At 69.0% G+C, this 24,778-nt stretch carries 16 protein-coding genes, 1 tRNA gene and 3 pseudogenes; 7 read left to right on the top strand and 13 right to left on the bottom strand.

The window, feature by feature from the left end; genetic code table 11:
* Both STRAU_RS43480 and STRAU_RS08090 read right to left on the bottom strand, forming a co-directional pair.
* Window positions 1-159: pseudogene (locus tag STRAU_RS43480) on the bottom strand (aspartate aminotransferase family protein); the annotation flags it as partial.
* Window positions 160-304: 145 nt separating this feature from the next.
* Window positions 305-2,110 carry a bifunctional metallophosphatase/5'-nucleotidase gene (locus STRAU_RS08090; RefSeq protein ID WP_037658137.1) on the bottom strand — a complete coding sequence of 602 codons (1,806 nt, stop codon included), beginning with the start codon at window positions 2,108-2,110 and terminating at the stop codon, window positions 305-307.
* A gap of 145 nt (window positions 2,111-2,255) precedes the next feature.
* Between STRAU_RS08090 and STRAU_RS08085 the strand changes: the two genes are divergently transcribed.
* Both STRAU_RS08085 and pyk read left to right on the top strand, forming a co-directional pair.
* Window positions 2,256-2,966, top strand: coding sequence for an SIMPL domain-containing protein (locus tag STRAU_RS08085; RefSeq protein WP_016639777.1), 711 nt, complete (start codon window positions 2,256-2,258; stop codon window positions 2,964-2,966).
* A 155-nt stretch (window positions 2,967-3,121) separates the two neighbouring features.
* Complete coding sequence (gene pyk, locus STRAU_RS08080; protein WP_016639776.1) at window positions 3,122-4,558, top strand: pyruvate kinase; 1,437 nt, start codon at window positions 3,122-3,124, stop codon at window positions 4,556-4,558.
* A gap of 73 nt (window positions 4,559-4,631) precedes the next feature.
* Here the strand turns inward: pyk and STRAU_RS08075 are convergent, their stop codons facing one another.
* The 3 genes and pseudogenes from STRAU_RS08075 to STRAU_RS08065 form a co-directional block, all read right to left on the bottom strand.
* Window positions 4,632-6,536, bottom strand: a complete 1,905-nt coding sequence (locus STRAU_RS08075) for an alkyl/aryl-sulfatase (RefSeq protein WP_037658135.1) — start codon at window positions 6,534-6,536, stop codon at window positions 4,632-4,634.
* 105 nt (window positions 6,537-6,641) lie between these two features.
* Window positions 6,642-7,383: pseudogene (locus STRAU_RS08070) on the bottom strand (transcriptional regulator).
* Between the two features lie 107 nt (window positions 7,384-7,490).
* A tRNA-Leu gene (locus STRAU_RS08065) sits at window positions 7,491-7,565 on the bottom strand.
* Window positions 7,566-7,667: 102 nt separating this feature from the next.
* Here STRAU_RS08065 and STRAU_RS08060 point away from each other — a divergent pair.
* A complete protein-coding gene (locus STRAU_RS08060; protein ID WP_016639773.1) occupies window positions 7,668-8,321 on the top strand; it encodes an ANTAR domain-containing response regulator in 654 nt (217 codons plus the stop codon).
* A 174-nt stretch (window positions 8,322-8,495) separates the two neighbouring features.
* On the opposite strand, the gene STRAU_RS08055 is transcribed toward STRAU_RS08060, so the two are convergent.
* The 7 genes from STRAU_RS08055 to STRAU_RS08025 all read right to left on the bottom strand — a co-directional run bounded on the left by STRAU_RS08055 (window position 8,496) and on the right by STRAU_RS08025 (window position 17,772).
* Window positions 8,496-9,212, bottom strand: a complete 717-nt coding sequence (locus tag STRAU_RS08055; protein WP_016639772.1) for an ABC transporter ATP-binding protein — start codon at window positions 9,210-9,212, stop codon at window positions 8,496-8,498.
* Window positions 9,209-10,081 carry an ABC transporter ATP-binding protein gene (locus STRAU_RS08050; RefSeq protein WP_397892059.1) on the bottom strand — a complete coding sequence of 291 codons (873 nt, stop codon included), beginning with the start codon at window positions 10,079-10,081 and terminating at the stop codon, window positions 9,209-9,211. The genes STRAU_RS08055 and STRAU_RS08050 overlap by 4 nt, the downstream gene beginning before the upstream one ends.
* 5 nt (window positions 10,082-10,086) lie before the next feature.
* A complete protein-coding gene (locus tag STRAU_RS08045) occupies window positions 10,087-11,904 on the bottom strand; it encodes a branched-chain amino acid ABC transporter permease (RefSeq protein ID WP_078621027.1) in 1,818 nt (605 codons plus the stop codon).
* Between the two features lie 5 nt (window positions 11,905-11,909).
* Window positions 11,910-12,839 carry a branched-chain amino acid ABC transporter permease gene (locus STRAU_RS08040; RefSeq protein ID WP_016639769.1) on the bottom strand — a complete coding sequence of 310 codons (930 nt, stop codon included), beginning with the start codon at window positions 12,837-12,839 and terminating at the stop codon, window positions 11,910-11,912.
* A 92-nt stretch (window positions 12,840-12,931) separates the two neighbouring features.
* Entirely contained in the window at window positions 12,932-14,164 is a 1,233-nt protein-coding gene (locus tag STRAU_RS08035; RefSeq protein WP_016639768.1) for a branched-chain amino acid ABC transporter substrate-binding protein, read from the bottom strand.
* A gap of 758 nt (window positions 14,165-14,922) precedes the next feature.
* Window positions 14,923-15,411 (bottom strand): PaaI family thioesterase, encoded by a 489-nt coding sequence (locus STRAU_RS08030; protein WP_016639767.1) that lies wholly within the window; start codon window positions 15,409-15,411, stop codon window positions 14,923-14,925.
* Between the two features lie 81 nt (window positions 15,412-15,492).
* Window positions 15,493-17,772: an FdhF/YdeP family oxidoreductase gene (locus tag STRAU_RS08025; RefSeq protein ID WP_037658133.1), complete on the bottom strand. Its 2,280-nt coding sequence runs from the start codon at window positions 17,770-17,772 to the stop codon at window positions 15,493-15,495.
* A 222-nt stretch (window positions 17,773-17,994) separates the two neighbouring features.
* Here STRAU_RS08025 and polA point away from each other — a divergent pair, with 222 nt between their 5' ends.
* From polA to pgfA, 4 genes and pseudogenes are all read left to right on the top strand, one after another.
* On the top strand, window positions 17,995-20,658 hold the full coding sequence (gene polA / locus STRAU_RS08020) for a DNA polymerase I (protein ID WP_259299851.1): 2,664 nt from the start codon (window positions 17,995-17,997) through the stop codon (window positions 20,656-20,658).
* A 288-nt stretch (window positions 20,659-20,946) separates the two neighbouring features.
* Window positions 20,947-22,696: pseudogene (locus STRAU_RS08015) on the top strand (lytic transglycosylase domain-containing protein).
* A 187-nt stretch (window positions 22,697-22,883) separates the two neighbouring features.
* On the top strand, window positions 22,884-23,018 hold the full coding sequence (locus STRAU_RS41350; protein WP_016639761.1) for an SPW_0924 family protein: 135 nt from the start codon (window positions 22,884-22,886) through the stop codon (window positions 23,016-23,018).
* An 11-nt stretch (window positions 23,019-23,029) separates the two neighbouring features.
* Complete coding sequence (pgfA, locus tag STRAU_RS08010) at window positions 23,030-24,028, top strand: cell envelope lipid trafficking protein PgfA (protein WP_016639759.1); 999 nt, start codon at window positions 23,030-23,032, stop codon at window positions 24,026-24,028.
* Here pgfA and STRAU_RS08005 read toward each other — a convergent pair.
* Window positions 24,025-24,778, bottom strand: a 754-nt coding sequence (locus STRAU_RS08005) for an ATP-dependent helicase C-terminal domain-containing protein (RefSeq protein WP_106967846.1), incomplete at its 5' end; no start/stop codon positions are given. The genes pgfA and STRAU_RS08005 overlap by 4 nt on opposite strands.

Here is a 24,778-nt window from a genome sequence, read left to right as displayed (position 1 = left end):
CTCCCGGACGCGGGCCGCGACGGTGCCCGCGCCGCCGCTCGGCAGCGGGCCGCCGCGCTCCCCGGCGCCCTCGGCGAGGGCCTCCAGGACGGTGTCGAGCAACGGCCGCAGGGCTTGGGGGCCCCGGGGGCCTCCGGCGAGGGGCGGCGGGCTGCTCATGGCGGTGTCCTCCGGATACGCGAGCGGAGCCACCAGCATGTCGGCGCGCCGCCCGACTCGCCCGAATTGCCCAACGAACGCGACCCGAAAGGGGTATTGAGAGGCAGGGGGTTTGTGGTGAGGCGGGGGGCGGTGGTACTGGACCTCAGAACACCGGCGCGCCCGCCCGCGTCACCCGCCAGCCCACCGACGCGAACCGAGCCGGATCCACCGTCCCCTCCGCCTTCACCCACGAAATGATCGTGTTGCGGATCTCGTCGGAATTCGCCCACAACTGCCTGGCACCCGCCACATGCGGGAAATTCCCGCCGCCGCTCGCCCGGTAGTTGTTCACCGCGAGCACGAACTCCGCCTTCGGGTCCAGATCCTTGCCGTCGAACCGCAGATTCACAATCCGGGAACCAGCCGGCTGCGCGATGTCGATGTCGTACGTCACCCCGTACAACGCGTCGTAGTTGTAATCCGGAATACCGTCCGCGTTCGTCAGCTTCGCCGGGTCCACCGGCGCGTCCGGCGCCGTCCGCGCGTAATAGCGCGCCGAGAACTCCAGATAGTCCTTCAGCTGCGCACCCGTGATCAGCCGCGCCTCAAGGGTGTTCTCGAACGGATACAGGCCCGCCGCGTCCCGGATCGTCACCTCGCCCGCCGGAATCTTCGCCGTGCGCGAGAAACAGGAAGCCTGGGACAGCACGGGCAGCTTCGCATGCGCCCCGCCCGCCAGCGCCGCCTTCACCGTCTCCGCCTGCACATGATTGATCAGATCGATGATCGCGACATCCTTGTACGGGCCTTCGGCCGTACTCATCGCCGCCGTCGACGTGCCGATGACCTGGTTCACGTACGCCACGACCTTCTTGTGCTCGTCCGCGAGCAGCCGCGTGATCTTCCGGTCCTCCGCCACCGCGTTCGAGTTCAGGACCTTCGCGCCGGCCTTCGCCACCCGCCAGCGCCCCTTCGACCACACCAGGTCGAAGTCGAACAGCGTGAGCCGCTGCCCCCACTTCAGCGGCTCGGACAGCACCACCTTCTGCCCCGTCTTCTTGTTCTCGACGAGATACTCCGGAATCTCCGTGTGCGCGTGCCCCACCAGAATCGCGTCGATCCCCGGCACCTGCTCGGCCACCAGCGCCGCCGCGTTCTCGACGTACGGCAGCTGATCCCCGTACGACGACGTACCGCTCGACCCCGAGTGCGCCGACACGATCACCACGTCCGCGCCCATCGAACGCAGCCGCGGCACCCACTTCGCCGCCTGCTCCTCCAGACCCGGGAACGTCATCTTGCCCTGCACGTTCGCCTTGTCCCAGATCGCGATCCCCGGATTCGTCAGACCGAGCACAGCGACCCGCACATCACGGCCGTGCGGCGTACGAAGCCGGTGCATGCTGTACGGCGCGAACGCCGGCCGCATCGTCTTCGCGTCCAGCGCGTTCGCCCCGAGCAGCGGGAAGTCGCACTGCTCCTCGAACTTCCTGAGCACCGGAATGCCGTAATTGAACTCGTGATTGCCCAGCGCAGCCGCGTCATAGCCGATCGCGTTCATCGCCTGCGCCATCGGATGCACCGGGCCGCGCGCGGCGGTGATCGGATCAACCTTCGCGTAGTAGTACGACAGCTGCGTGCCCTGAATCGTGTCGCCCGCGTCGATCAGCAGGGTGTTACGACGGCCCTTCTCCGCGCGGACGGCCGTCACCAGCGTGGAGATCTTCGCCAGGCCCACGTCGTTGTGGTCCTTGTCGTCGAACTCCTTGTCCGTGAAGTAGTCCCAGTTGAAGACATTGCCGTGCAGATCGGTGGTGCCCATCACGGTGAAGGAATAGCGCTTGGGCCGCTTGCCCGGACGGTGCGCCACGGCCGCGCCGGCCGACGGGGCCGCCGCCGCACCGGCCAAGGCCACTCCCGCCCCGGCGACTGCGGACCGCCCCAGGAACTTCCTGCGGTTCAGCGGCATCTCGGCATCCTCCAACACGTAGTACTGCACGGACGAACAGGGGTAACGCGCGTAGATTCTGACCCGTCCGCGCGCCCCGGGACAGACCTGCCAGGTTTCGATCCGATGACTGTCGAGCGCCCGCCCGGGGTGCGACAGTGGCCCCATGACCACCCAAGGAGCCACCCCAGACGTCCCCTACGGCACCCCAGAGGCCCCGCGCCTGGCGGTCCGCGGCGAAGCCCACCTCGAAGTCGACCCCGAGATCGCCCGCATCGGCATCACCGTCAGCGCCCGCGGCAGCGACCGCCGCGACGCCCTCGCCGACCTCACCCGCCGCAACACCGCCGTCATCGACCTCGTCAAGTCCTACGGCGAAGCCGTCGAACACGTCGAGACCGGCGCCTTCTCCATCACCCCCGAACTCACCAAACGCGGCAAGGGCGAACGCGTCCGCACCTACCACGGCCGCGTCCACATCACCGCCGAACTCACCGACTTCACCGCACTCGGCGAACTCACCACCCGCGTCGCCGACCAGGAACTCACCCGCATCGACGGCCCCTGGTGGTCCCTGCGCCCCGACTCACCCGCCCACCGCCGCGCCCGCCAGGAAGCCGTCAAAGAAGCCGTCCAACGCGCCCGCGAATACGCCGAAGCCCTCGGCACCACCCTCGCCGCCCTCGTCGAGATCGCCGACATCGGCGCCGACAACGCCCCCTACCCGCCCTTCGGCGGACCCCCCGCCCCCGGCATGTCCCGCGCCGCCTACGGAGGCGCCCCCGAAGCCGCTCCCGCCCTCGACCTCGAACCCCAGCGCCAGTCCGTCTACGCCCAGGTGAACGCGCGCTTCACCATGGCACCCCCACGACTCTGAACAACGCCTCCCCACCCCGCGAACACACCCAGAAGTGCTCATCGGAGCAAGCCCCCGCACACTTCAACACTTGTCAATAGCCCTTCACGCAAAGGTTGTTGAGTAGTCACGCCCAACCAATTCTCTACCCACCAGTAAGCCCTAGGGTCGAAACCATGCGCCGAGCAAAAATCGTTTGCACCCTGGGACCCGCCACCGACACCTACGACCAGATCAAGGCCCTGGTCGAAGCCGGCATGGACGTGGCACGCTTCAACCTCAGTCACGGCACCTACGCCGACCACGAGGAGCGCTACCAGCGCGTGCGCAAGGCCGCCGACGAACTCGGCCGCAGCGTCGGCATCCTCGCCGACCTTCAAGGCCCGAAGATCCGCCTCGGCCGCTTCCGCGAAGGACCCGTACTGCTTGAACGGGGCGATGAATTCACCATCACCGTCGAACCCGGCGTCGAAGGCGACCGCCAACTCTGCGGCACCACCTACGACGGCCTCGCCGACGACGTCACCCCCGGTGAGCGCATCCTCGTCGACGACGGCAAAGTCACCCTCGAAGTAACCGCCGTCGACGGCCCCCGCGTCACCACCACCGTCGTCGAAGGCGGCATGGTCTCCGACCACAAAGGCCTGAACCTCCCCGGCGTCGCCGTCTCCGTCCCCGCCCTCTCCGACAAGGACGAAGCAGACCTCCGCTGGGCCCTCGGCACCGGCTTCGACGTCATCGCCCTGTCCTTCGTCCGCAACGGACACGACATCGACGACGTCCACCGCATCATGGACGAGGAGAACCGGCGCCTCCCCGTCATCGCCAAGGTCGAAAAACCCCAGGCCGTCGACAACATCGACGACATCGTCGCCGCCTTCGACGGCATCATGGTCGCCCGCGGCGACCTCGGCGTCGAAATGCCCCTGGAACAAGTCCCCATCGTCCAGAAGCGCGCCATCAAACTCGCCCGGCGCAACGCCAAACCCGTCATCGTCGCCACCCAAATGCTCGACTCGATGATCGACAACTCCCGCCCCACCCGCGCCGAAGCCTCCGACGTCGCCAACGCCGTCATCGACGGCACCGACGCCGTCATGCTCTCCGGCGAAACCAGCGTCGGCAAATACCCCATCGAAACCGTCCGCACCATGGGCCGCATCGTCGAAGCCGCAGAGGAAGACATCCTCGCCAAGGGACTGCCCCCGCTCACCGAACGCAACAAACCCCGCACCCAAGGCGGAGCCGTCGCCCGCGCCGCCGCCGACATGGGCGACTTCCTCGGCGCCAAATTCCTCGTCGCCTTCACCCAGTCCGGCGACACCGTCCGACGCCTCTCCCGCTACCGCTCACCCATCCCGCTGCTCGCCTTCACCCCCGACGCGGCCACCCGCTCCCAGCTCAACCTCACCTGGGGCGTCGAAACCTTCCTCGGCCCGCACGTCGAATCCACCGACGCCATGGTCCAGCAGGTCGACGAACAACTCCTGAAGATCGGCCGCTGCCAGAAAGGCGACATCGTCGTCATCACCGCCGGCTCACCCCCCGGCGTCCCCGGCTCCACCAACCTCGTCCGCGTCCACCACATCGGCGAGGACGACACCTCCCAGTAGACGCCACGTACGAGCACGACCGAAGGGCCGCTCCCGCGGGGGGAGCGGCCCTCGGTCATGCCCGGACACGGCCCTACGGCGTGACGATCGCGAAATTCGGATCCGGCTTGTCCACGACGCCGAGCAACGTGCGCAGCAGCGACACATCACCGTCGACCTCGATGCCCCCGAGCCCCTTACCCGCCAACATCGCCAGCAACTGAGGCTTCGTCATCGTCAGCGTCACACCGGCCCCCGGATCGGCCTTCGTATCACTGCGATACGTCAACACCCCATGCCGCAACGTCAGATGCCACGTCTTCCCGAGCGAAGGCAGACACCAGTCCATCGTCAGCCGCACCTCCCACGCCCGCGGACCGTTCACCCGCACCGCCACCGAATCAATCAACTGATCCACATCCAGCGCCAGCAACACATCAGAACTCACCACGGACGTCTCCGCCTCCCTCACCCCCTCACGCAACTCCTGAGCACCCGTGAGATAGAAGTTCCGCCACACCGCGTTCTCACAGCCCCGCCCCAGCCGCGTATACACCCGCGCCAACTCCGCCCTCGCCACCTCGTACTCCGGATCGGCGAACACCACGTGATTCAACAACGTGGCCGCGAACCGCAGATCACCCTCCCGCACGAACGCCCGCGCCCTCGCGACCGCAGCCGTACGACCCCCCAACGCCTTCACATACCGCTTCGCCTCCTCGACCGGCGGATGCTCCCACAAATGCGCCGGATTCCCGTCGAACCAACCCATGTACCGCTGATAGATCCCCTTCACGTTATGACTCAACGACCCGTAATACCCCCGATTCGCCCACACCTCCGCCAACGCCGGCGGCAACTCGACCTCCTCCGCGATCTCCCGCCCCGTCCACCCCGCATTGATCAACCGCAACGTCTGGTCATGCATATACGCGTACAGATCCCGCTGCTGCTCCAACAACTCCACGATCAACTCGCCACCCCACGTGGGCCAGTGGTGCGAAGCGAACGCCACATCCGCCCGCCCCCCGAAAAGCGTCACGCTCTCACTCAAATACCGCGCCCACTGCCGGGCATCCCGCACCTGCGCGCCCCGCAACGTAATGATGTTGTGCATCGTGTGCGTCGCGTTCTCCGCCATGCACAACGCCCGCAGGTCCGGCAGCAGGAAATTCATCTCCGCCGGCGCCTCCGTCCCCGGCGTCATCTGAAACTCGAACCGCACGCCGTCCACCACCTCGACCTGCCCGGTACGCTCCACACTCCGCGTCGGCGGAATCAACCCCACCGACCCCAGCGACACCGTCTGCCCCAACCCACAACCCACCTGCCCCACCGCCGACTTCGGCAACTGCGCGCCGTACATGTACCCCGACCGGCGCTGCATCGCCGTCCCCGCGTACACGTTCTCCGACACCGCGTGCTCCAGAAACCCGTCCGGCGCCAGCACCGGCACGCCGTCCTCCGCACCGTTCGGCAGCACGCCGCGACACCCCCCGAAGTGATCCACATGCGGATGCGTGTAGATCAGCCCGGTGACCTTCCTGTCCCCGCGATGCGCGCGATACAGCTTCAGCGCGGCCGCCGCCGTCTCCGCCGAGATCAGCGGATCGATGACGATGACCCCCTGCTCGCCCTCGACCACCGTCATGTTCGACAGATCGAGCCCCCGCACCTGGTACACCCGGTCCGTGACCTTGTACAGCCCCTGCCTGGCCACCAACTTGCCCTGCCGCCACAGGCTCTTGTGCACGGTGTCCGGGGCGGCCCCCTTCAGGAACCCGTACGCGTCCGCGTCGTACACGACCTGACCCTTGGCGTTCTTCACCACCCCTGGCTTCGACGCCGCCACGAACCCCCGGTCCGCGTCGGCGAAATCACCCCCACCGGGCGGGGGCTTCTCCCCGACCGCCGAAGCGGCCTCCGGGCTGAGGGCGACGGCCGCCGCGGCGGCCCCTGCTGCTGCGGCCACGAAGCCGCGACGGCTGAGCGGAGTCATGCGCCCGAAGATCGCAGCGCGGTTTCTCCCCGGTCAACGCCCGCCCCACGATTTGGGGAGAGTCCCAACGGGGGCGGGGGAGGAGGGTGACGGGTCCTATTGCGGTCAGTATTTGGGTCCTACGTGGGTGTCCATGAGGGCGACTGATGCCTTGCGGGCGATGCGTCTTCCACTCGACGCCCAGTCGGTCGAGGGTGTCGGTGAAGAGCCCGATGATGTCGGTGGACGTATTCGTGAAGAAGTACCGCGGGTACTCATAGCGCTTGGGCGCGCCGCCGACGACGCGGGTCGTCCAGTTCGTGATGCGGCAGCCGTCGGAGTGGATGAGACCGCGGATGAATTCCCACGGGTGGGCGTCGACGATCTCCTGCTGCCAGGGTTCGAGGGCGATGGTGCGCTCGTGCTTCCTGCCGGGGCCATGCTGTGGGAAGAGGCAGGGCCAGTGCTTGCTGTAGCAGGTGACGTACTGGCAGCCCTGGCGTTGGATGCGGAACACCTTGTTGTCGGGGCGCAGGATCTGCATCACCTCCGCGCAGGAGTCGATGAGGCCGGGCCACGCGTCCGCACACGTGATGCGCAGGAAGTGGACGCCCCGGTGGAGGTAGCTGATGCAGCCGTCGCCGAGATAGAGACCCAGTAAGTACGAGTACGCGACCTGGTCGTCGGGCTTGCCGGGAACGTCACCGCACCTTGGGCAGCCCGGGGCGGTTGGACCGAGGGGTTCGATGCGTGTCTGCCAGGAGCGGATCGCTGCGCGCGAGACGCCTATTTCCTTGCTCACAGAGTTGAGGCTGCGCCCCTGGCCGACGAGAGTGAGAGCCTGTTTGCGTGTGCCCATGTCGTACATGCGGCCGATACTGAGGGCCCGGTCGTCATCGCGCTGACGAATTGATGCGGCGTACACGATCAAGTGAAGATGACCGAACGCCCGCAACCTTAGAATTCAAGGTGGAGTGCCCCAGGTGGGATTCGAACCCACACTGTCCGCTGTTTGAGAGCGGCCTCTCTAACCAGTTGGAGTACTGGGGCCTTAGAAAGGAAGGGTAACAGTGCCCCCTCGGCGCACCACCTTACCGCAGCTAGGTAGGCTCTGGGGAGCAGTACCTTTCCGGCCCGTACCGAGGAGCCCCCGTGACCACCCCCGAGTCGCCCGAGCCCGCTGACGTGTCCGACGAGCAGTCGCACGTCCCGCCGCTGACGACCCGCGTCGTCATCGCCGAGGACGAGGCCCTCATCCGGCTCGACCTCAAAGAGATGCTCGAGGAAGAGGGCTACACCGTCGTGGGCGAGGCCGGTGACGGCGAGACGGCGATCGAGCTCGCCCGCGAGCACAAGCCGGACCTCGTCATTCTCGACGTGAAGATGCCCGTCATGGACGGCATCTCCGCGGCGGAGAAGATCGCCGGGGAGTCCATCGCCCCGGTGCTCATGCTCACCGCGTTCTCCCAGCGCGACCTCGTCGAGCGCGCCCGCGACGCCGGTGCGATGGCGTATCTGGTGAAGCCGTTCAGCAAGAGCGACGTGGTGCCCGCCATCGAGATGGCGGTGTCCCGCTTCACGGAGCTGAAGGCTCTGGAGCAGGAGGTCGCGGACCTCACGCAGCGCCTGGAGACCCGCAAGCTGGTGGACCGCGCGAAGTCGATTCTCCAGACGGAGTACGGCTTGACGGAGCCGGCCGCGTTCCGCTGGATCCAGAAGACGTCGATGGACCGCCGCCTGTCGATGCAGCAGGTCGCGGAGGCGGTAATCGAGGACGCGGAGGAAAAGAAGGCAGCGAAAGGCTAGCCCTGTCGAGGGTGCCCCGTAAGCCGCGCGGTGGGCCGTGCCCCGTAAGGGGCGCGGGGAACTGCGCGACAAGCCCCCACTGCCCCGCAGCCAAAAGAACCACGAAGAGGGCGGTCCCCCCGACACCGGGGTGACCGCCCTCTTAGCTGCCCAAGGCCCAGGGGCCAGAAAAGATCAGTCCTCGCCGAGGTACGCCTTGCGTACCGACTCGTCGTGCAACAGATCCTGTCCGGTCCCGGACAGCACAATGTTGCCGACTTCCATGACGTGGCCGTGGTCGGCCAGCGACAACGCGGCCTGCGCGTTCTGCTCGACGAGCAGGATGGTGGTGCCCTGGGCCTTGAGCTCGACGATCGTCTGCATGATCTTCTGCATCATGATCGGCGAGAGGCCCATGGAGGGTTCGTCGAGCATGAGGAGTTTGGGCCGGGACATGAGGGCGCGGCCCATGGCGAGCATTTGCTGTTCGCCGCCGGAGAGGGTGCCGGCGGCTTGTTTGCGGCGTTCGCCGAGGATGGGGAAGAGCTCGTAGGCGCGTTGGATGTCCTTGTCGATGCCTGCCTTGTCGTCGCGGAGGTAGGCGCCGAGCTGGAGGTTCTCGGTGATGGTGAGCCGGGGGAAGATGTGCCGGCCTTCGGGGGAGTGGGCGAGTCCGAGGGCGACGATCTTGTGGGCGGGGACGCCGTTGAGGGGCTGCCCGTCGAACATGATCTTTCCGGCGAGTGGTTTGAGGAGTCCGGAGAGGGTGCGCAGGGTGGTGGTCTTGCCGGCGCCGTTGGTGCCGATGAGGGTGACGACCTGGCCTGCTTCGACGCTGAAGGAGATGCCTTTGACGGCTTCGATCTTGCCGTAGGCGACCCGGAGGTCTTCGACCTCGAGCAGTGTGGTCACGGGGTCTTTCCTTCCGCCGGGGTGTCCGCTGAGGCTTCGGCGGCCTCTGCCTCCGCTGCTTCGACTTCGGCGACTTCGGCGGCGCCGGGTGCGCCTTCGAAGGGGGTCCCGAGGTAGGCGGCGATGACGCGTTCGTCGGCCTGGACGGTTTCGGAGCTGCCTTCGACGAGTTTCTCGCCTTGGACGAGGACGGCGACGCGGTCGCAGAGGTTGAAGATGAACCGCATGTCGTGCTCGATGACGAGGACGGCGATGCCCTGGTCGCGGATGGCGAAGACGAGTTCTTCGGCGGCCCTGGTTTCTTGTGGGTTCATGCCGGCGGTGGGTTCGTCGAGCAGGAGCAGGCCCGGCTCGCTGGCCAGCGCGCGGGCGATTTCCAGCTTGCGTTGTTCGCCGTAGGGGAGGTTGCGGGAGAGGTGGTCGGCCTTGTGGGCGAGGCCGATGAATTCAAGGAGTTCCATGGCCCGCGCGTGAGAAGCCGCTTCAGCCTTCTTGAATCCAGGGCCGCGCAGAAGAGCCGACCAGAGCCCTTCCTTGGTCCTGGTGTGGCGTCCGACGAGGACGTTTTCCAGGACGGTCATGTTGGCGAAGAGCCGGATGTTCTGGAAGGTGCGGGCGATGCCGGCGTCGGTGACGAGGTGGGGTTTGGCGGGCAGGACGGTGCCTTTGTAGGAGACCTTGCCTTCGGTGGGGACGTAGAGGCCGGTGAGGCAGTTGAAGAAGGTGGTCTTGCCGGCGCCGTTGGGTCCGATGAGGCCGACGATTTCGCCGCTGTTGACGGTGAGGTCGACGGAGCGTACGGCGGTGAGGCCGCCGAAGCGCATGGTGACGCCGCTGGCGTCGAGGACGGTGGTGGTTGTGGTGGTCATGGTGGTCACGCCCCCGCCTTGCTCGCGCCGACGGTTCCTTCGGGGAGTTTCTGCTGGTCGGGTACGTCGAGTTGGTCGGTCTCGTGGTATTCGAGCTGGGCGCGCTTGTTGGCGACGAGTCCTTCTGGCCGGAAGCGCATGAGCAGGATGAGGGCGAGGCCGAAGAGCAGGAGCTGGTAGTCCTCGAGGAACTGGAGTTTGGCGGGGATGAGGTAGAGCAGTGCCGCGCCGATGAGCGGTCCGCTGATGGTGCCCATGCCGCCGAGGATGACGGCGGCGAGCAGGAACGCGGAGTTGGGGGGCACGGTGTTGGCGAAGAGGTACTGCTCGGGGGTGATGCTGTAGGAGACGTGGGCCTGCACGGTGCCGGCGAAGCCGGCGAGGGTGGCGCCGAGGGCGAAGGCGATGAGTTTGACGCGGAAGCCGTTGATGCCCATGGCGGTGGCGGCGGTTTCGTCCTCGCGGATGGCGACCCAGGCGCGGCCGATGCGGGATTCGCCGGAGCGGCGGAAGACGAGGACGACGACGGCGGTGAAGAAGAGCATCAGCAGGTAGTAGTTGGCGGGCCTGCTGAGGGTGAAGCCGAGGATCTCGTGTTCGATGCCGAGGTTCCAGCCGAGGATTTCCAGGTCGGGGATGTTGGGGATGCCCTGGGCGCCGTTGGTGAGGTCGGGTCCGGCGCTGCCGTTGAGGTTGTTCATGGTGATGCGGAAGATCTCGCCGAAGCCGAGGGTGACGATGGCGAGGTAGTCGCCGCGCAGTCGCAGGGTGGGGGCGCCGATGATGACGCCGAAGGCGAGGGAGGCGGCGGCGCCGGTGAGGACGGCGGCCCAGAAGGGGAAGTGGACGTCGAAGGTGGATGCGGGCGATCCGGAGACGAGGGCGGCGGTGTAGGCGCCGACGCCGAGGAAGGCGACGTATCCGAGGTCGAGGAGTCCGGCGAGGCCGACGACGACGTTCAGGCCGAGGGCGACGGTGGCGAAGATGAGGATGTTGACGCCGATGAGGGCGTAGGAGGCGTCGGTCTGGGTGAAGGGGAAGAGGGCCGCGGCGACGATGGCGGCGGTGAAGGTGACGTTGCGGTGTTTGGCGGTGAGGGTGTTGAGGCGTGGGATGAGTCCGGCTCGGTTGAGTGCGGTGGCTCCGAAGATGGTGGTGATGAGGAAGCCGATGAAGAGTTCGGAGTATGCCTCGATGCCGTAGGCGAGGACGTAGAGGCCGATGCCGAACGAGGCGGCGATGATGAGGATTTCGATCCAGTCCGGCAGGGTTTTGGCGCGCGGTGGTGCGGGTGCCTTGAGGCTGTGGCGCAGGCGCTGCCAGGGGCTGGTGTGGGGTTCGTCGGCGGGCAGGTCGGAGGGGAGCCCGAGGGCGCCGATGACGGCGATGAGGGCGCCGATGCCGGAGATCCAGGCGCCGGGTTCGAGGTTGACGATGCCGCCGAGGTGTTCGGCGATGGCGCCCATGGTGTAGCCGGTGGTGCCGAGGACGCCGAGGCTGAGCAGGAGGACGGGGCTGTTGGTGCCGCCGGGGATGAGCCAGCCGAGGCCGCGGATGCCTTGTCCGGCGAGGGTGAAGAGCAGGGTGAGGGCGGCGCCGACGAGGGTGATGGTCTGGAGGCCGCCGGGGTAGCCGGTGACGGTGAGGTCGCCGGGGAAGCTGGTGGTCCAGGTCCAGGCGAGGAAGGTGCCGATGAGGGCCGCGGCGGAGCCGGCGAGGACGGCGATGCGGGCGGCGGCCGGGGGCAGCGGGAGGGTGGAGGCGGGGGTGCTCGCGGGGGTCTTGGCGGGGCTGCCCGAGTTCTTGGTGGTGTTCGTTGTCATGGGTATCACGCCCGATCCGCGACGCGTTCGCCGAGTAGCCCTTGGGGCCTCAGGAGCAGGACGAGGATGAGGAGGGCGAAGGCCCACACGTCCTTCCAGGCGCCGCCGCCGAACTGTTCCATGCCGGGTACGTCGGCCATGTAGCCGGTGGCGAGGGCTTCGGCGACGCCGAGGACGATGCCGCCGAGCATGGCGCCGTAGATGTTGCCGATGCCGCCGAGCACGGCGGCGGTGAAGGCTTTGAGGCCCATGATGAAGCCCATTTTGAAGCCGACTTGGCCGTTGTGGAGGCCGTAGCCGACGGCTGCGACGGCGGCGAACGCGGCGCCGATGGCGAAGGCCATGACGATGATGCGGTCGGTGTTGATGCCCATGAGCTTGGCGGTGTCGGGGTCTTGTGCGGTGGCCTGCATGCCGCGGCCGGTGCGGGTCTTGTTGACGTAGTAGGCGAGGGCGAGCATGCACAGGGGGGCGGCGATGATGAGGAAGAAGTCGCCGCGTTGGACGTCGGCGCCGAAGACGTGGACGGGGTCGCCGCTGAACTGGGGGAAGGTGCGGTCCTTCTTGGCTTCGGGGTACCACTTCCAGACGGCCTGCTGGAGCAGGATGGACAGGCCGATGGCGGTGATGAGGGGGGCGAGTCGTGGTGCGCCGCGCAGGGGGCGGTAGGCGAAGCGTTCGGCGGCGGTGCCGACGGCGACGGAGCATATGACGCCGCCGATGATCATGAGCGGGATCGCGGCGAGCAGGGAGAATCCCTCGGGGAGCCAGAGGGAGACGGTGAGGGCGCCGAAGCCCCCGACCATGAAGATCTCGCCGTGGGCGAAGTTGATGAGCTGGACGATTCCGTAGACCATCGTGTAGCCGATCGCGATGAGACCGTACATCGCGCCGAGGATGAGTCCATTGGCCAGCTGTTGCGGCAGTTCGTTCACCGCAGGGCCTCCGTTGGTTCGGATATGGCACCGCGCGGGAGCGCTGGTAGCGCTTCCCGCGCGGTCTTGGAGTCAATGGCTGTGCGTGGGGTTCAGCGGGGCTTGTATGCCTCGCTGAACTTGGATTCCCACTTGTTGTTCTTGATCTCGTACGCGGTCATCATCGTGTTCGTGGTGTCGCCGTACTGGTCGAAGGAGACGGTGCCGGTGACGCCGTCGAACTTGACCTTGCTCATGCTGGCGAGGACCTTCTCGCGGCCGTCGGAGGGGAGTTCTCCGTCGTTTTCGTCGACGGCGAGCTTGACGGCTTCGATGATCGCCCAGGTGGCGTCGTAGGTGCCGCCGCCGTAGGTCTCCATGTTTTCTTTGTAGTTCTTGTTGTATTCCGCGATGAACTTCTTCGCGGAGGGGAGTTCCTCGACGGGGGCGCCGACGGAGGTGCCGAGGTCGCCTTCGGCCTTCTTGTTGAGCTTGGGGAACTCTTCGCTCTTCATGCCGTCGCCGCCCATGAGCGGGACGTTGGCGCCGGATTCCTTGAGCTGCTGGCTGAGGGGGGCCGCGGCGGGGTATTCGCCGCCGTAGTAGACGGCTTGGGCGCCCTTGCCCTTGACCTTGGAGGCGACGGACTTGAAGTCGCGGTCCTCGGGGTTGACGTGGTCCTGGCCGACGATCTTGCCGCCGAGGTCGGTGAAGGTGTCCTTGAAGGACGCGGCGAGGCCGGCGCCGTAGGTCTTCTGGTCGTCGATCACGTAGACCTTCTTGATCTTCGCCTTCTGGAACAGGTACTGGGCGGCGAACTGGCCCTGTACCTGGTCGGTGGTGGCGGTGCGGAAGAAGGTCTTGAACTGGCGCTTCTTGTCGCCCTTCTTCCAGCCGTCGCCCTGGGTCAGCTCGGTGCCGGTGTTGGCGGGCGAGATCTGGGTGAGGTTGGCGTCGTTGAAGGGCTTCTGCATCGACTGCGAGACGCTGGAGTTCAGCGGGCCGACGACGCCGATGACGTCCTTGTTGCTGATGAACTTCTGGGCGTTCTGGCCGCCGACGGAGGGCTGGGCCTGGTCGTCGAGGGGCTGGAGCTTGAACTCGACGCCGTCGACCGTGTTCTCCTTGTTGGCCGTCTTGACGGCGAGTTCGGCGGAGTTGCGCATGCCGATGCCGAGCGCGGAGAGGTCGCCGGTGAGGGGGGCGTCGAAGCCGATGGTGACGGTGGTCTTGTCCCCGCCCTTGTCGCCGGAGTCCTTGTCCTTGTCGCGCGACCCGCAGGCGGTGAGGGTGAGTGCCCCTGTGGTCAACACCGTGGTGAGGATGAGCGCGGAACGGTTTCGCACGATGGGTCCTTTCCCTGGCGCGGCCACCTCAGCGGAGGTGCCGTGAAGATCGCCGGGCCGTACTGGTGGTGGTACAGGGCCGTGCAATTCAGTTCGCGCCCGGCGGCGCGGTGACTGGCCGTGACTCTAAGGGGGCATTTGATCCAGGTGGAGTGGTCGGAGCAAGGCTGTGACGCTCTTGTTATGCCGCGGAGTATTCCGCGCCGGAACTCAGGGGGCGGTTGTGGCGGAATACGTACGCTTCGGCAGATCCCGCCCGCCCGGAACGGGCAGGACCGTTAAGTGGTTTCACTCATGACAGCGGTGTTCGGGGCGTATGCGGAGGCGCCCGCACGGAAATGATCTTTCGCGTGTTCCGGATGCTTCTGGTGGGTCGCGGGGGGATTGCGCGCGCATTACGCAGCGTTACCAGAAAGAAAGGGAGCCCGGCATTCCGTGGCACTTTTCCGTTTTCGCGAATGTGCGCGGTCAGGAGTGTTATTGCGCAGCACTCCTGTTTTCCCCGTGAAGACCACAGGCCCCCGCACGGATGCGGGGGCCTGTGGGGGCCTGCGGAGGGGGCGTGGCTCGGGCGGCACGCCCTGGATACGCATGGTGACGACGCGTGTCCGCTATCCGGTCACTGTCGTGGGCGGGGGGCCGTCCGGCGGGCCAGGGGCCACCCGTGCCCCGTAAGGGGCGCGGGGAACTGCGCGACCAGCCCCCACCGGGCCCGCAGGCAAATCACGACGCAGCCGGCAAGGCGCCCAGCGCCGGGCTCAGGCGGCCGTGCCGCCGGTCGGGTCTGTCGTGGCGCCCACCGGGCGCAGCATGCACGTAAGGCGGGCGCTGCACACCCGCCGACCCTCCTCGTCGCTGACGACGACTTCGTACGTCGCCGTGGACCGCCCCCGATGCACGGGCGTGGCCACACCCGTGACAAGGCCGGACCGCACCCCGCGGTGGTGCGTGCAGTTCAGGTCAACGCCCACGGCGAGCTTCCCGCTGCCGCCGTGCAGCATCGAGCCGATCGACCCGAGCGTCTCGGCGAGGACGGCGGACGCGCCGCCGTGCAGCAGGCCGTACGGCTGGGTGTTGCCCTCGACGGGCATGGTGCCGACCACGCGCTCGGCGGAGGCTTCGAGGATCTGCACGCCCATGCGGTCGCCGAGGTGGCCGGCGGAGAACAGGGCGGGCAGGTCGACGCCGAGCGCGGCGTACTCGTCGATGACCTCTTGCGGGAACTTGGTCGTGTGCTGCTCACCCATGGGCCGGGCTCCGTTCGTCGGCGACACCTGACAACAACAGCGGCGGCCACCGCGGTGGCGCGCCGGTTGCTGAGCGAACGCTCAGTCGGTCGCCGATTGTTCCAGGCGTACGACCACGGACTTGCTGGCGGGGGTGTTGCTGGTGTCGGCCGTGGCGTCCAGCGGCACCAGCACGTTGGTCTCCGGGTAGTACGCCGCGGCGCAGCCCCGTGCCGTGGGGTAGTGCACGACGCGGAAGCCGGGCGCCCGCCGTTCGACGCCGTCCTGCCACTCGCTGACCAGGTCGGTGTACGAGCCGTCGGCGAGGCCGAGTTCGCGGGCGTCGTCGGGGTTGACGAGGACGACGCGGCGGCCGTTCTTGATGCCCCGATAGCGGTCGTCGAGGCCGTAGATGGTGGTGTTGTACTGATCGTGGGAGCGCAGGGTCTGCAGCAGCAGCCGGCCCTCGGGTACGGCGGGGTACTCCACGGGGGCGGCCGTGAAGTTGGCCTTGCCGGTGGCTGTGGGGAAGCGGCGCTCGTCGCGCGGGGCGTGCGGCAGCGCGAAGCCTCCGGGGTGAGCCACGCGTGCGTTGAAGTCCTCGAAGCCGGGGATCACGCGCGCGATGCGGTCGCGCACCGACGCGTAGTCCTTCTCGAACTCCTCCCAGGGCGTGGCCGATTCGGGGCCGAGGACGCGGCGGGCGAGGCGGCACACGATGGCGGGCTCGGACAGCAGGTGCGGGCTCGCGGGGGCCAGGCGTCCGCGTGAGGCGTGCACCATGCCCATGGAGTCCTCGACGGTCACGAACTGCTCGCCGCCGCCTTGCAGGTCCCGCTCGGTGCGGCCGAGGGTGGGCAGGATCAGGGCGCGCGCGCCGGTGACGGCGTGCGAGCGGTTGAGCTTCGTCGACACGTGCACCGTCAGGCGGGCGCGCCGCATCGCCGCTTCGGTGACCTCTGTGTCGGGGGACGCGGACACGAAGTTGCCGCCCATGGCGAAGAACACCTTCGCCTCGCCGTCGCGCAGCGCGCGGATGGCGCGCACGACGTCCAGGCCGTGGTGGCGCGGCGGCGCGAAGCCGAACTCCTTCTCCAGGGCGTCCAGGAACGCGGGCGCGGGCCGCTCGAAGATGCCCATCGTGCGGTCGCCCTGCACGTTGGAGTGGCCGCGCACCGGGCACACGCCCGCGCCGGGGCGGCCGATGTTGCCGCGCAGGAGCAGGAAGTTGACGACCTCGCGGATGGTGGGCACCGCGTGCTTGTGCTGGGTCAGGCCCATCGCCCAGCACACCACCGTGCGCTTCGAGGCGAGCACCATGCGCAGGGCTTCCTCGATGCGGGCGCGGTCCAGGCCGGTCGCCGTCAGCGTCTCGTCCCAGTCGGCGGCGCGGGCGGCGGCGACGAACTCCTCGTACCCATGGGTGTGTTCACGGACGAACGCCTCGTCGACGGCGCCGTCCGTCTCCAGGATGAGCTTGTTGAGGAGGCGGAAGAGGGCCTGGTCACCGCCGAGGCGGATCTGCAGGAACAGGTCGGTGAGGGCGGTGCCCTTGAGCATGCCCTGCGGGGTCTGCGGGTTCTTGAAGCGCTCCAGGCCCGCCTCGGGCAGCGGATTCACCGTGATGATCTTCGCGCCGTTGTTCTTCGCCTTCTCCAGGGCGGAGAGCATGCGCGGGTGGTTCGTGCCGGGGTTCTGCCCGGCGACGATGATCAGGTCCGCCTGGTGGAGGTCTTCGAGGAGGACGCTGCCCTTGCCGACGCCGAGGGTCTCGGTGAGGGCCGATCCCGACGACTCGTGGCACATGTTCGAGCAGTCGGGCAGATTGTTCGTGCCGAGCTCGCGCGCGAACAGCTGGTACAGGAACGCGGCTTCGTTGCTGGTGCGCCCCGACGTGTAGAAGAGGGCCTCGTCGGGGGAGGCGAGGGCGGCCAGCTCCTCGGCGACGATGTCGAAGGCCCGCTCCCACGGCACCGCCTCATAGTGGTCGGAGCCCTCCGCCAGATACATGGGGTGGGTGAGGCGGCCCTGCTGGCCCAGCCAGAACCCACTGCGCGTGGCGAGGTCCGACACCGGGTGCGCGGCGAAGAAGTCCGGCGTGACGCGGCGCAGGGTGGCTTCCTCGGCGACGGCCTTCGCGCCGTTCTCGCAGAACTCCGCCTTGTGCCGGTGCTCCGGCTCGGGCCAGGCGCAGCCGGGGCAGTCGAAGCCGTCCTTCTGATTGACGCGCAGCAGCGTCAGCGCCGTGCGCCGCACGCCCATCTGCTGCTGCGCCATGCGCAGGGTGTGGCCGATGGCGGGCAGTCCGGCCGCGGCGTGCTGGGCGTCCGTGACCTGCGGCGCGTCCTGGACCGGATCGCCCTTGGGCGGCTTGCTTGCCATGGCCTGCTCCTCTTCGAGCGCATACGTGACGTACGTCTCCGATCCTCCCACGCACGACTGACACAGCCCCCGGCCGGGCTCGGGATGACCGGACTGTCAGTGGGGCGTGGCAGGATCGGGGGCGTGGCAGAAACAGCAGCGAAGAAGAAGTCCGCGCCCGCCGGGAAGACGGCGAAGAAGGCGACCCCGACCACTGGCGGCGAGCGCCCGCGCCTGCTCCTCATGGACGGGCACTCCCTGGCGTATCGGGCGTTCTTCGCGCTGCCCGCGGAGAACTTCACGACGGCGACGGGCCAGCCGACGAACGCGATCTACGGCTTCGCGTCGATGCTGGCGAACACGCTGCGCGACGAGGCGCCCACGCACTTCGCGGTGGCCTTCGACGTCTCGCGCAAGACCTGGCGCTCCGAGGAGTTCACGGAGTACAAGGCGAACCGCTCCAAGACCCCCGACGAGTTCAAGGGCCAGGTCGAGCTGATCGGCGAGCTGCTCGACGCGATGAACGCGGTGCGCTTCGCGGTCGACGGCTTCGAGGCGGACGACGTCATCGCCACGCTGGCCACGCAGGCCGAGGCGGCCGGCTTCGAGGTCCTGATCGTCACCGGCGACCGTGACTCCTTCCAGTTGATCAGCGACCACGTGACGGTGCTGTATCCGACGAAGGGCGTCTCGGAGCTGACGCGCTTCACCCCGGAGAAGGTCGAGGAGAAGTACGGCCTGACCCCGGCGCAGTATCCGGACTTCGCGGCGCTGCGCGGCGACCCGTCGGACAACCTCCCGGGCATCCCCGGTGTCGGCGAGAAGACGGCCGCGAAGTGGATCAACCAGTTCGGTTCGTTCGCGGAGCTGGTCGAGCGCGCCGACGAGGTCAAGGGCAAGGCCGGGCAGAACTTCCGCGACCACATCGAGGCGGTGAAGCTGAACCGCCGTCTCACGGAGATGGTGCGTGACGTGGAGCTGCCCAGGACGGTCGAGGACCTGGCGCGCGCGGCGTACGACCGCAAGGGCGTCGCGATGGTCCTGGACACCCTGGAGATCCGCAACCCCTCGCTGCGGGAGCGGCTGCTCGCCGTGGACCCGGGCGCCGAGGAGGCCGAGGAGGCCCCGGCCGCCGAGGGCATCGACCTGGACGGCGCGGTGCTCGGCGCCGGCGAGCTCGCCCCCTGGCTCGCCGAGCACGGCAAGGCGGTGCTCGGCCTGGCCACGGTCGACACCTGGCAGCTCGGCACGGGTTCCGTCACCGAGGTCGCGCTCGCCGCGGCCGGGGGAGCGGCCGCCTGGTTCGACCCGGCGCAGCTCGACGAGGCCGACGAGAACGCCTTCGCGGCCTGGCTCGCCGACCCGAAGAAGCCCAAGGTCCTGAACAACGCCAAGGGCGTGATGCGGGTCTTCGCCGAGCACGGCTGGAGCGTCGACGGCATCACCATGGACACCGCGCTCGCGGCGTATCTGGTCAAGCCCGGCCGCCGCTCCTTCGACCTGGACGCGCTGTCCCTGGAGTATCTGGGCCGTGAGCTGGTGCCCGCCGCGGCGGCCGACGGCCAGCTCGCGTTCGGCACCGAGGACGAGGACGGCGCCGAGGCCGACGCGCTGATGGTGCAGGCCCGCACCATTCTCGACCTGGGCACGGCCTTCGGCGACCGCCTCAAGGAGGTGAACGCCGCCGACCTCCTCAAGGACATCGAGCTGCCCACGTCCACCCTCCTGGCCCGCCTGGAGCGGTACGGCATCGCGGCGGACCGCGCCCATCTGGAGGCCATGGAGCAGCAGTTCGCGGGCGCCGTGCAGCAGGCGGTGAAGGAGGCGCACGCCGCCGCGGGCCACGAGTTCAACCTCGGCTCGCCCAAGCAGCTCCAGGAAGTCCTCTTCGGCGAGCTGGGCCTGCCCAAGACGAAGAAGACCAAGACGGGGTACACCACGGACGCCGACGCGCTCGCCTGGCTCGCCGCCCAGACGGACAACGAACTGCCCGTGATCATGCTGCGCCACCGCGAGCAGGCGAAGCTGCGCGTCACCGTCGAGGGCCTGGTCAAGTCGATCGCCGCGGACGGCCGCATCCACACGACGTACAACCAGACCGTGGCCGCCACCGGCCGCCTGTCGTCCACGGACCCGAACCTGCAGAACATCCCGGTGCGCACCGACGAGGGCCGCGCCATCCGCCGCGGCTTCGTCGTCGGCGAGGGCTTCGAGTCCCTGATGACCGCCGACTACAGCCAGATCGAACTGCGCGTCATGGCCCACCTGTCGGAGGACGAGGGCCTCATCGAGGCGTTCACCTCCGGCGAGGACCTGCACACCACGGTGGCCTCCCAGGTGTTCGGCGTGGAGCGCTCCGGCGTCGACGCGGAGATGCGCCGCAAGATCAAGGCCATGTCGTACGGCTTGGCGTACGGCCTGTCGGCGTTCGGCCTCTCCCAGCAGCTCGGCATCGAGGCGGCGGAGGCGCGCGCCCTGATGGACACGTACTTCGAGCGCTTCGGCGGCGTACGCGACTATCTGCGCCGCGTCGTCGACGACGCCCGCGCCACGGGTTATACGGAGACGATGCTGGGCCGTCGCCGCTATCTGCCCGACCTCAACAGCGACAACCGGCAGCGGCGCGAGATGGCCGAGCGGATGGCGCTCAACGCGCCCATCCAGGGGACGGCGGCGGACATCGTCAAGATCGCCATGCTGAACGTGCACCGCGCGCTGACGGAGGCGAAGCTGACCTCGCGGATGCTGCTCCAGGTCCACGACGAAATCGTCCTGGAGATCGCCCCCGGCGAGCGGGCGGCGGTCGAGGAGCTCGTCCGCCGGGAGATGGCCGGGGCGGTGTCGCTTCGAGCGCCGTTGGATGTGTCGGTGGGCGTCGGACCCGACTGGGAGTCGGCGGCACATTAGCCTCCGGCCGGCCGGGCGGCTGATCCTGCGGGACACATAAGGTGCGCGGGCGCGGTAAATTCAGCCCGTCCGGCGTTTGAGGACGAGGCCGCAGGCCGATCGACGGCACGCCCGGCAGCGGGACACCAACGGCACCGCCCAAGGCCCCCCGGCCAGAAAGCCTCACGAACAGGTGTCTAGGCTCCGTAAGTTGTCGTAGTGTCGCCTGAGTCGTCCCCCGAGGGCGCGCGGGCGCGCAGCGCAGGGGGACGGCGCGGGCAGGGTCGTCAAGGGGAGGGATTCACGGACATGGCGGCGGTATTCGGCAAGCGGATGCGCAGGACCGCGGTGACCACCGCGGTCGCCGCCGCGGCGGTGGCGGCGCTCGCCGCCTCGCAGGCGCCGGGCGTGACGACCGACCAGGGACGTGACGACAGAGCGGGCGCCGCGGACTCCACGCCCTCGCCCGACGGCGACTCCGCCACCGGCAACTCGCCGTACTACACGGACCTGCCGCCCCTGGAGAGCCCCGTCCCGCCGAGCGCCAAGCCCGGCGGTGGCGGCGTGGGCACCGGCGACCCCGAAGCGGGCCTGCCGGCCTCGGTCCTGGACGCGTACAAAAAGGCCGAAGCGGCCGTGCGCACGTCCCGGCCCGGCTGCAACCTGCCCTGGCAACTGCTCGCCGCCATCGGCAAGGTCGAGTCGGGCCAGGCCCGCGGCGGCCGCGTCGACGCCGACGGCACGACGCTCACGCCGATCCTCGGCCCGGTCCTCGACGGCAACGGCTTCGCGAAGATCACCGACACCGACGGCGGCGCCTTCGACGGCGACACCACGCACGACCGCGCCGTCGGCCCCATGCAGTTCATCCCCTCCACGTGGGAGAGCTGGCAGCAGGACGGCAACGCCGACGGCAAGAAGGACCCCAACAACATCTACGACGCCGCGCTCGGCGCCGCCCACTACCTGTGCGCGAACGGCCGCGACCTCGCCGTCAAGGACGACCTGCACGCCGCGATCCTCAGCTACAACCGCTCGACGGAGTACCTGAACACGGTCCTGTCGTGGCTGGAGTACTACCGCAAGGGCACCCACGAGATCCCCGACGGCACCGGCTCGCTCCCGGGCGACCGCAGCGACAAGAACCGGCCGACGCCCGGCCCGAGCGTCCGGCCCACGCCGCCCGCCACCACCCCGCCGCCGCCCGCTGCCCAAGCCCGAGCCGGAGGAGCCGAGCAAGAAGCCGGGCGACAAGCCGAGCGAGAAGCCGGGCGGCACCCCGAGCCCGAAGCCGCCCAACCCGCCCAAGCCGGGCGAACCCGGCGAGACCCCCAAGCCCCCGAAGCCCCCCAGGCCGCCCAAGCCGTCCGAGCAGGTCGCCCGCCTGGAGAACGCGGGTGCCGCCGAGCTCACCGCGACCGCGGGCGACGCCTTCGCCCGGCGCGTCGCGGTCAAGGCGGAGACGGGCTCCGGCCGCGGCGTGGCCAAGGTCAAGGTGCGCTTCACCGTCTCGGGCGACACGGACACCCGGTTCGAGGGCGGCGCGCGCAGCGTCACCGTCACCACGACCGGCACCGGCACCGCCACGGCACCCGTGCTCCAGGCGGGCGAGGAGACCGGTGAGTTCACGGTCCGCGCGCGCGTCGTCGACCGCTCCCTGACCGCCGTGGAGGTCCCCGCGACCGTCACGGCGCGCCGCGCCGACGCCGTCGTACGCACCGGCGACAAGGCGCTGGTCTGCGCGCCCGGCAAGGAGTTCGCCGACCAGGTGGAGGTCAAGGCGACGTACAAGGGCCGGAGCGCCCCCGGCGTCGCCGCCACCGCCACGATGATCAAGTCGGCGCAGGACGGCACCGCGAACGACAAGGGCCCCTACTTCAAGGACGCCGACGGCGAGCCGGTGCGCACCCTCAAGGGCCTGAAGACGGACGAGAACGGCAAGCTGCTGCTGCCGAAGATGTACGCCGACGACACCGCCGGGACGTATCTCCTGCGCATCGTCACCAACGGCGGCGCCACGCTCACCGTCGAACTGAAGGTGGCGGCGCCCGCCGCGTGACGCGGACCGCGCCCCCGTCGCACCACCCGGACCGCCTCCGGCCCACCAGGGCCGGGGGCGGTCCTGTCTGTGTGCGACGTGTTCTCATCTGGCCTGCGCGTTGCTACGGTGCCCCCGCCCTGACGAACAGTCAGTTCCGGCCGTCAGTCGTGAGCCGCCGGCCGCCAGCCGCCTCGGGAGGCCCCGCATGCGTGCCCTCATCGCCGCCGCCACCGGCCTCGCCGTCGCCCTCGCCCTGGTCCTGACGATCACCGCGATCGGGGCCCCGCCCGGCGAGACCTCGCCCGAGCCGCTGCTCACCACCGTCCCCAAGCACCCGTAGGGAGGGCCGAGATGCGCCGCAAGGCCGGTCTGGTCCTGCTCGCCTTCGCCGTGTTCTGCGCGGCCATGTCCCCGCTGCTGCGCTGGTACGCCTTCCCGCGCCTCGCCAAGATCCCGCCGAGCCAGTACCAGGAGGCGGTCCTGGAGGCGAAGAACCCGACGCTCATCGACTACGGCACGATGAAGGCCAAGAAGGTCCCCAAGGTCACCATCGTGCAGACCCTCAAGGGCAACGTGGAGGCGTCGGAGAAGATCGAGAAGAGCGCCGACCGCGACGTCGTCGTCTGGGACGCCCTGTCCTACGTACAGGACTCCGAGGGCAAGATGGTCTCCAAGATCCCCGAGCGCTACATCTTCGACGCCCACAGCCAGGAACCCGTCCACGCCACCGGCGAGATGGTCGACGGCGACCCCGTCAAGCGCCAGGGCATCGAGTTCAAGTGGCCCTTCCTGACCGAGAAGCGGGACTACGAGTACTTCGACGCGCAGGCCCGCGTCACCCGGCCCATCCACTACAAGGGCACCCAGAACTTCCGCGGCGTCGACGTCTACTACTTCGAGCAGACCATCCCCTGGACCAAGGTCCCCTTCCCCAAGACGATGCCGGTCAAGGGCATCACCCCGGAGTCCCTCGCCAAGACCGGCACCACCCGCTGGTACACCACGGTCCGCAAGTTCTGGGTCGACCCCACCACCGGGGCACCCGTCTACGGCGAGGAGATCCAGAAGAACGAACTGCGCGGCGGGACCCTTCTCGGCGGCCGCGACAAGGTCACGGTCTTCGCCGGACACGTGAAGATGCGCGAGGACTACATCAAGCACACGGTCGACCTGGTCAAGTCCCAGCGCGTCCTGGTGCTCCTGCTGACCTCGTACCTCCCCTGGGGCTTCCTGATCCTCGGCGCACTCCTGCTCGCGCTCTCCCTCTGGCTGGAGGCCCGCAGCCGGGGTCCGGGCGCCCCGGCCCCCGCCGCGGACAACGACCCGGAACCCGAGCCGGTCAACGCCTAGGGCGTGTCCGCGCCCCCTCGGGCCTGACGGGCCTTCGTGTACCGGGTCGGCTCGGCCGCCGCGGGGTCCTCCGGCCACGGGTGCTTCGGATAGCGGCCGCGCAGTTCGGCGCGGACCGCGCGGTAGCCGTCGCGCCAGAAGGAGGCGAGGTCGGCGGTGACGGCGGCGGGGCGTCCCGCGGGGGACAGCAGATGCACGAGGAGCGGTACGCCCGCGACGCGCGGGGTGTCCGCGAGCCCGAACATCTCCTGCAACTTCACCGCGAGGACGGGCCGTTCGGGGTCGGTGTAGTCGACGCGGATCCGGGACCCGCTCGGCACCTCCACGCGCTCCGGCGCCAGCGCGTCCAGGCGGGCCGCCTCGCCGGTGGCCCACGGCAGCAGCCGCGTGAGCGCCTGCCCGGCGTCGATGCGGCCCAGGTCGGCGCGGCGGCGGGCCCGGCCGAGCTCGGGTTCCAGCCAGGCGTCGGCCCGCTCCAGGAGCGCCTCGTCGGACACGTCCGGCCAGGGCTCGCCCAGGTGCCGCCGCAAAAACCGGAGCCGGTCGCGCAGGGCGGCGGCGTCCCGGTCCCACCGCAGCAGCCCGAGCCCTTCGCGCCGCAGCCCTTCCAGCAGTCCTTCCCGTACGAGACCGGGGTCCGGGGCGCGCAGCGGCCGCACCGCCAGCTCCACCGCGCCGAGGCGCTCCACGTGCCGTGCGACGAGTTCGCCGCCGGCCCAGGCGACCTCGTCGCGCTCGGCGCGCAGCGGC

Source organism: Streptomyces aurantiacus JA 4570 (assembly GCF_000414115.1).
Taxonomy (GTDB): Bacteria; Actinomycetota; Actinomycetes; order Streptomycetales; family Streptomycetaceae; genus Streptomyces; species Streptomyces aurantiacus_A.
The sequence above is the reverse complement of the archived record's forward strand: the minus strand, read 5'-3'. Positions and strand labels throughout refer to the sequence as shown.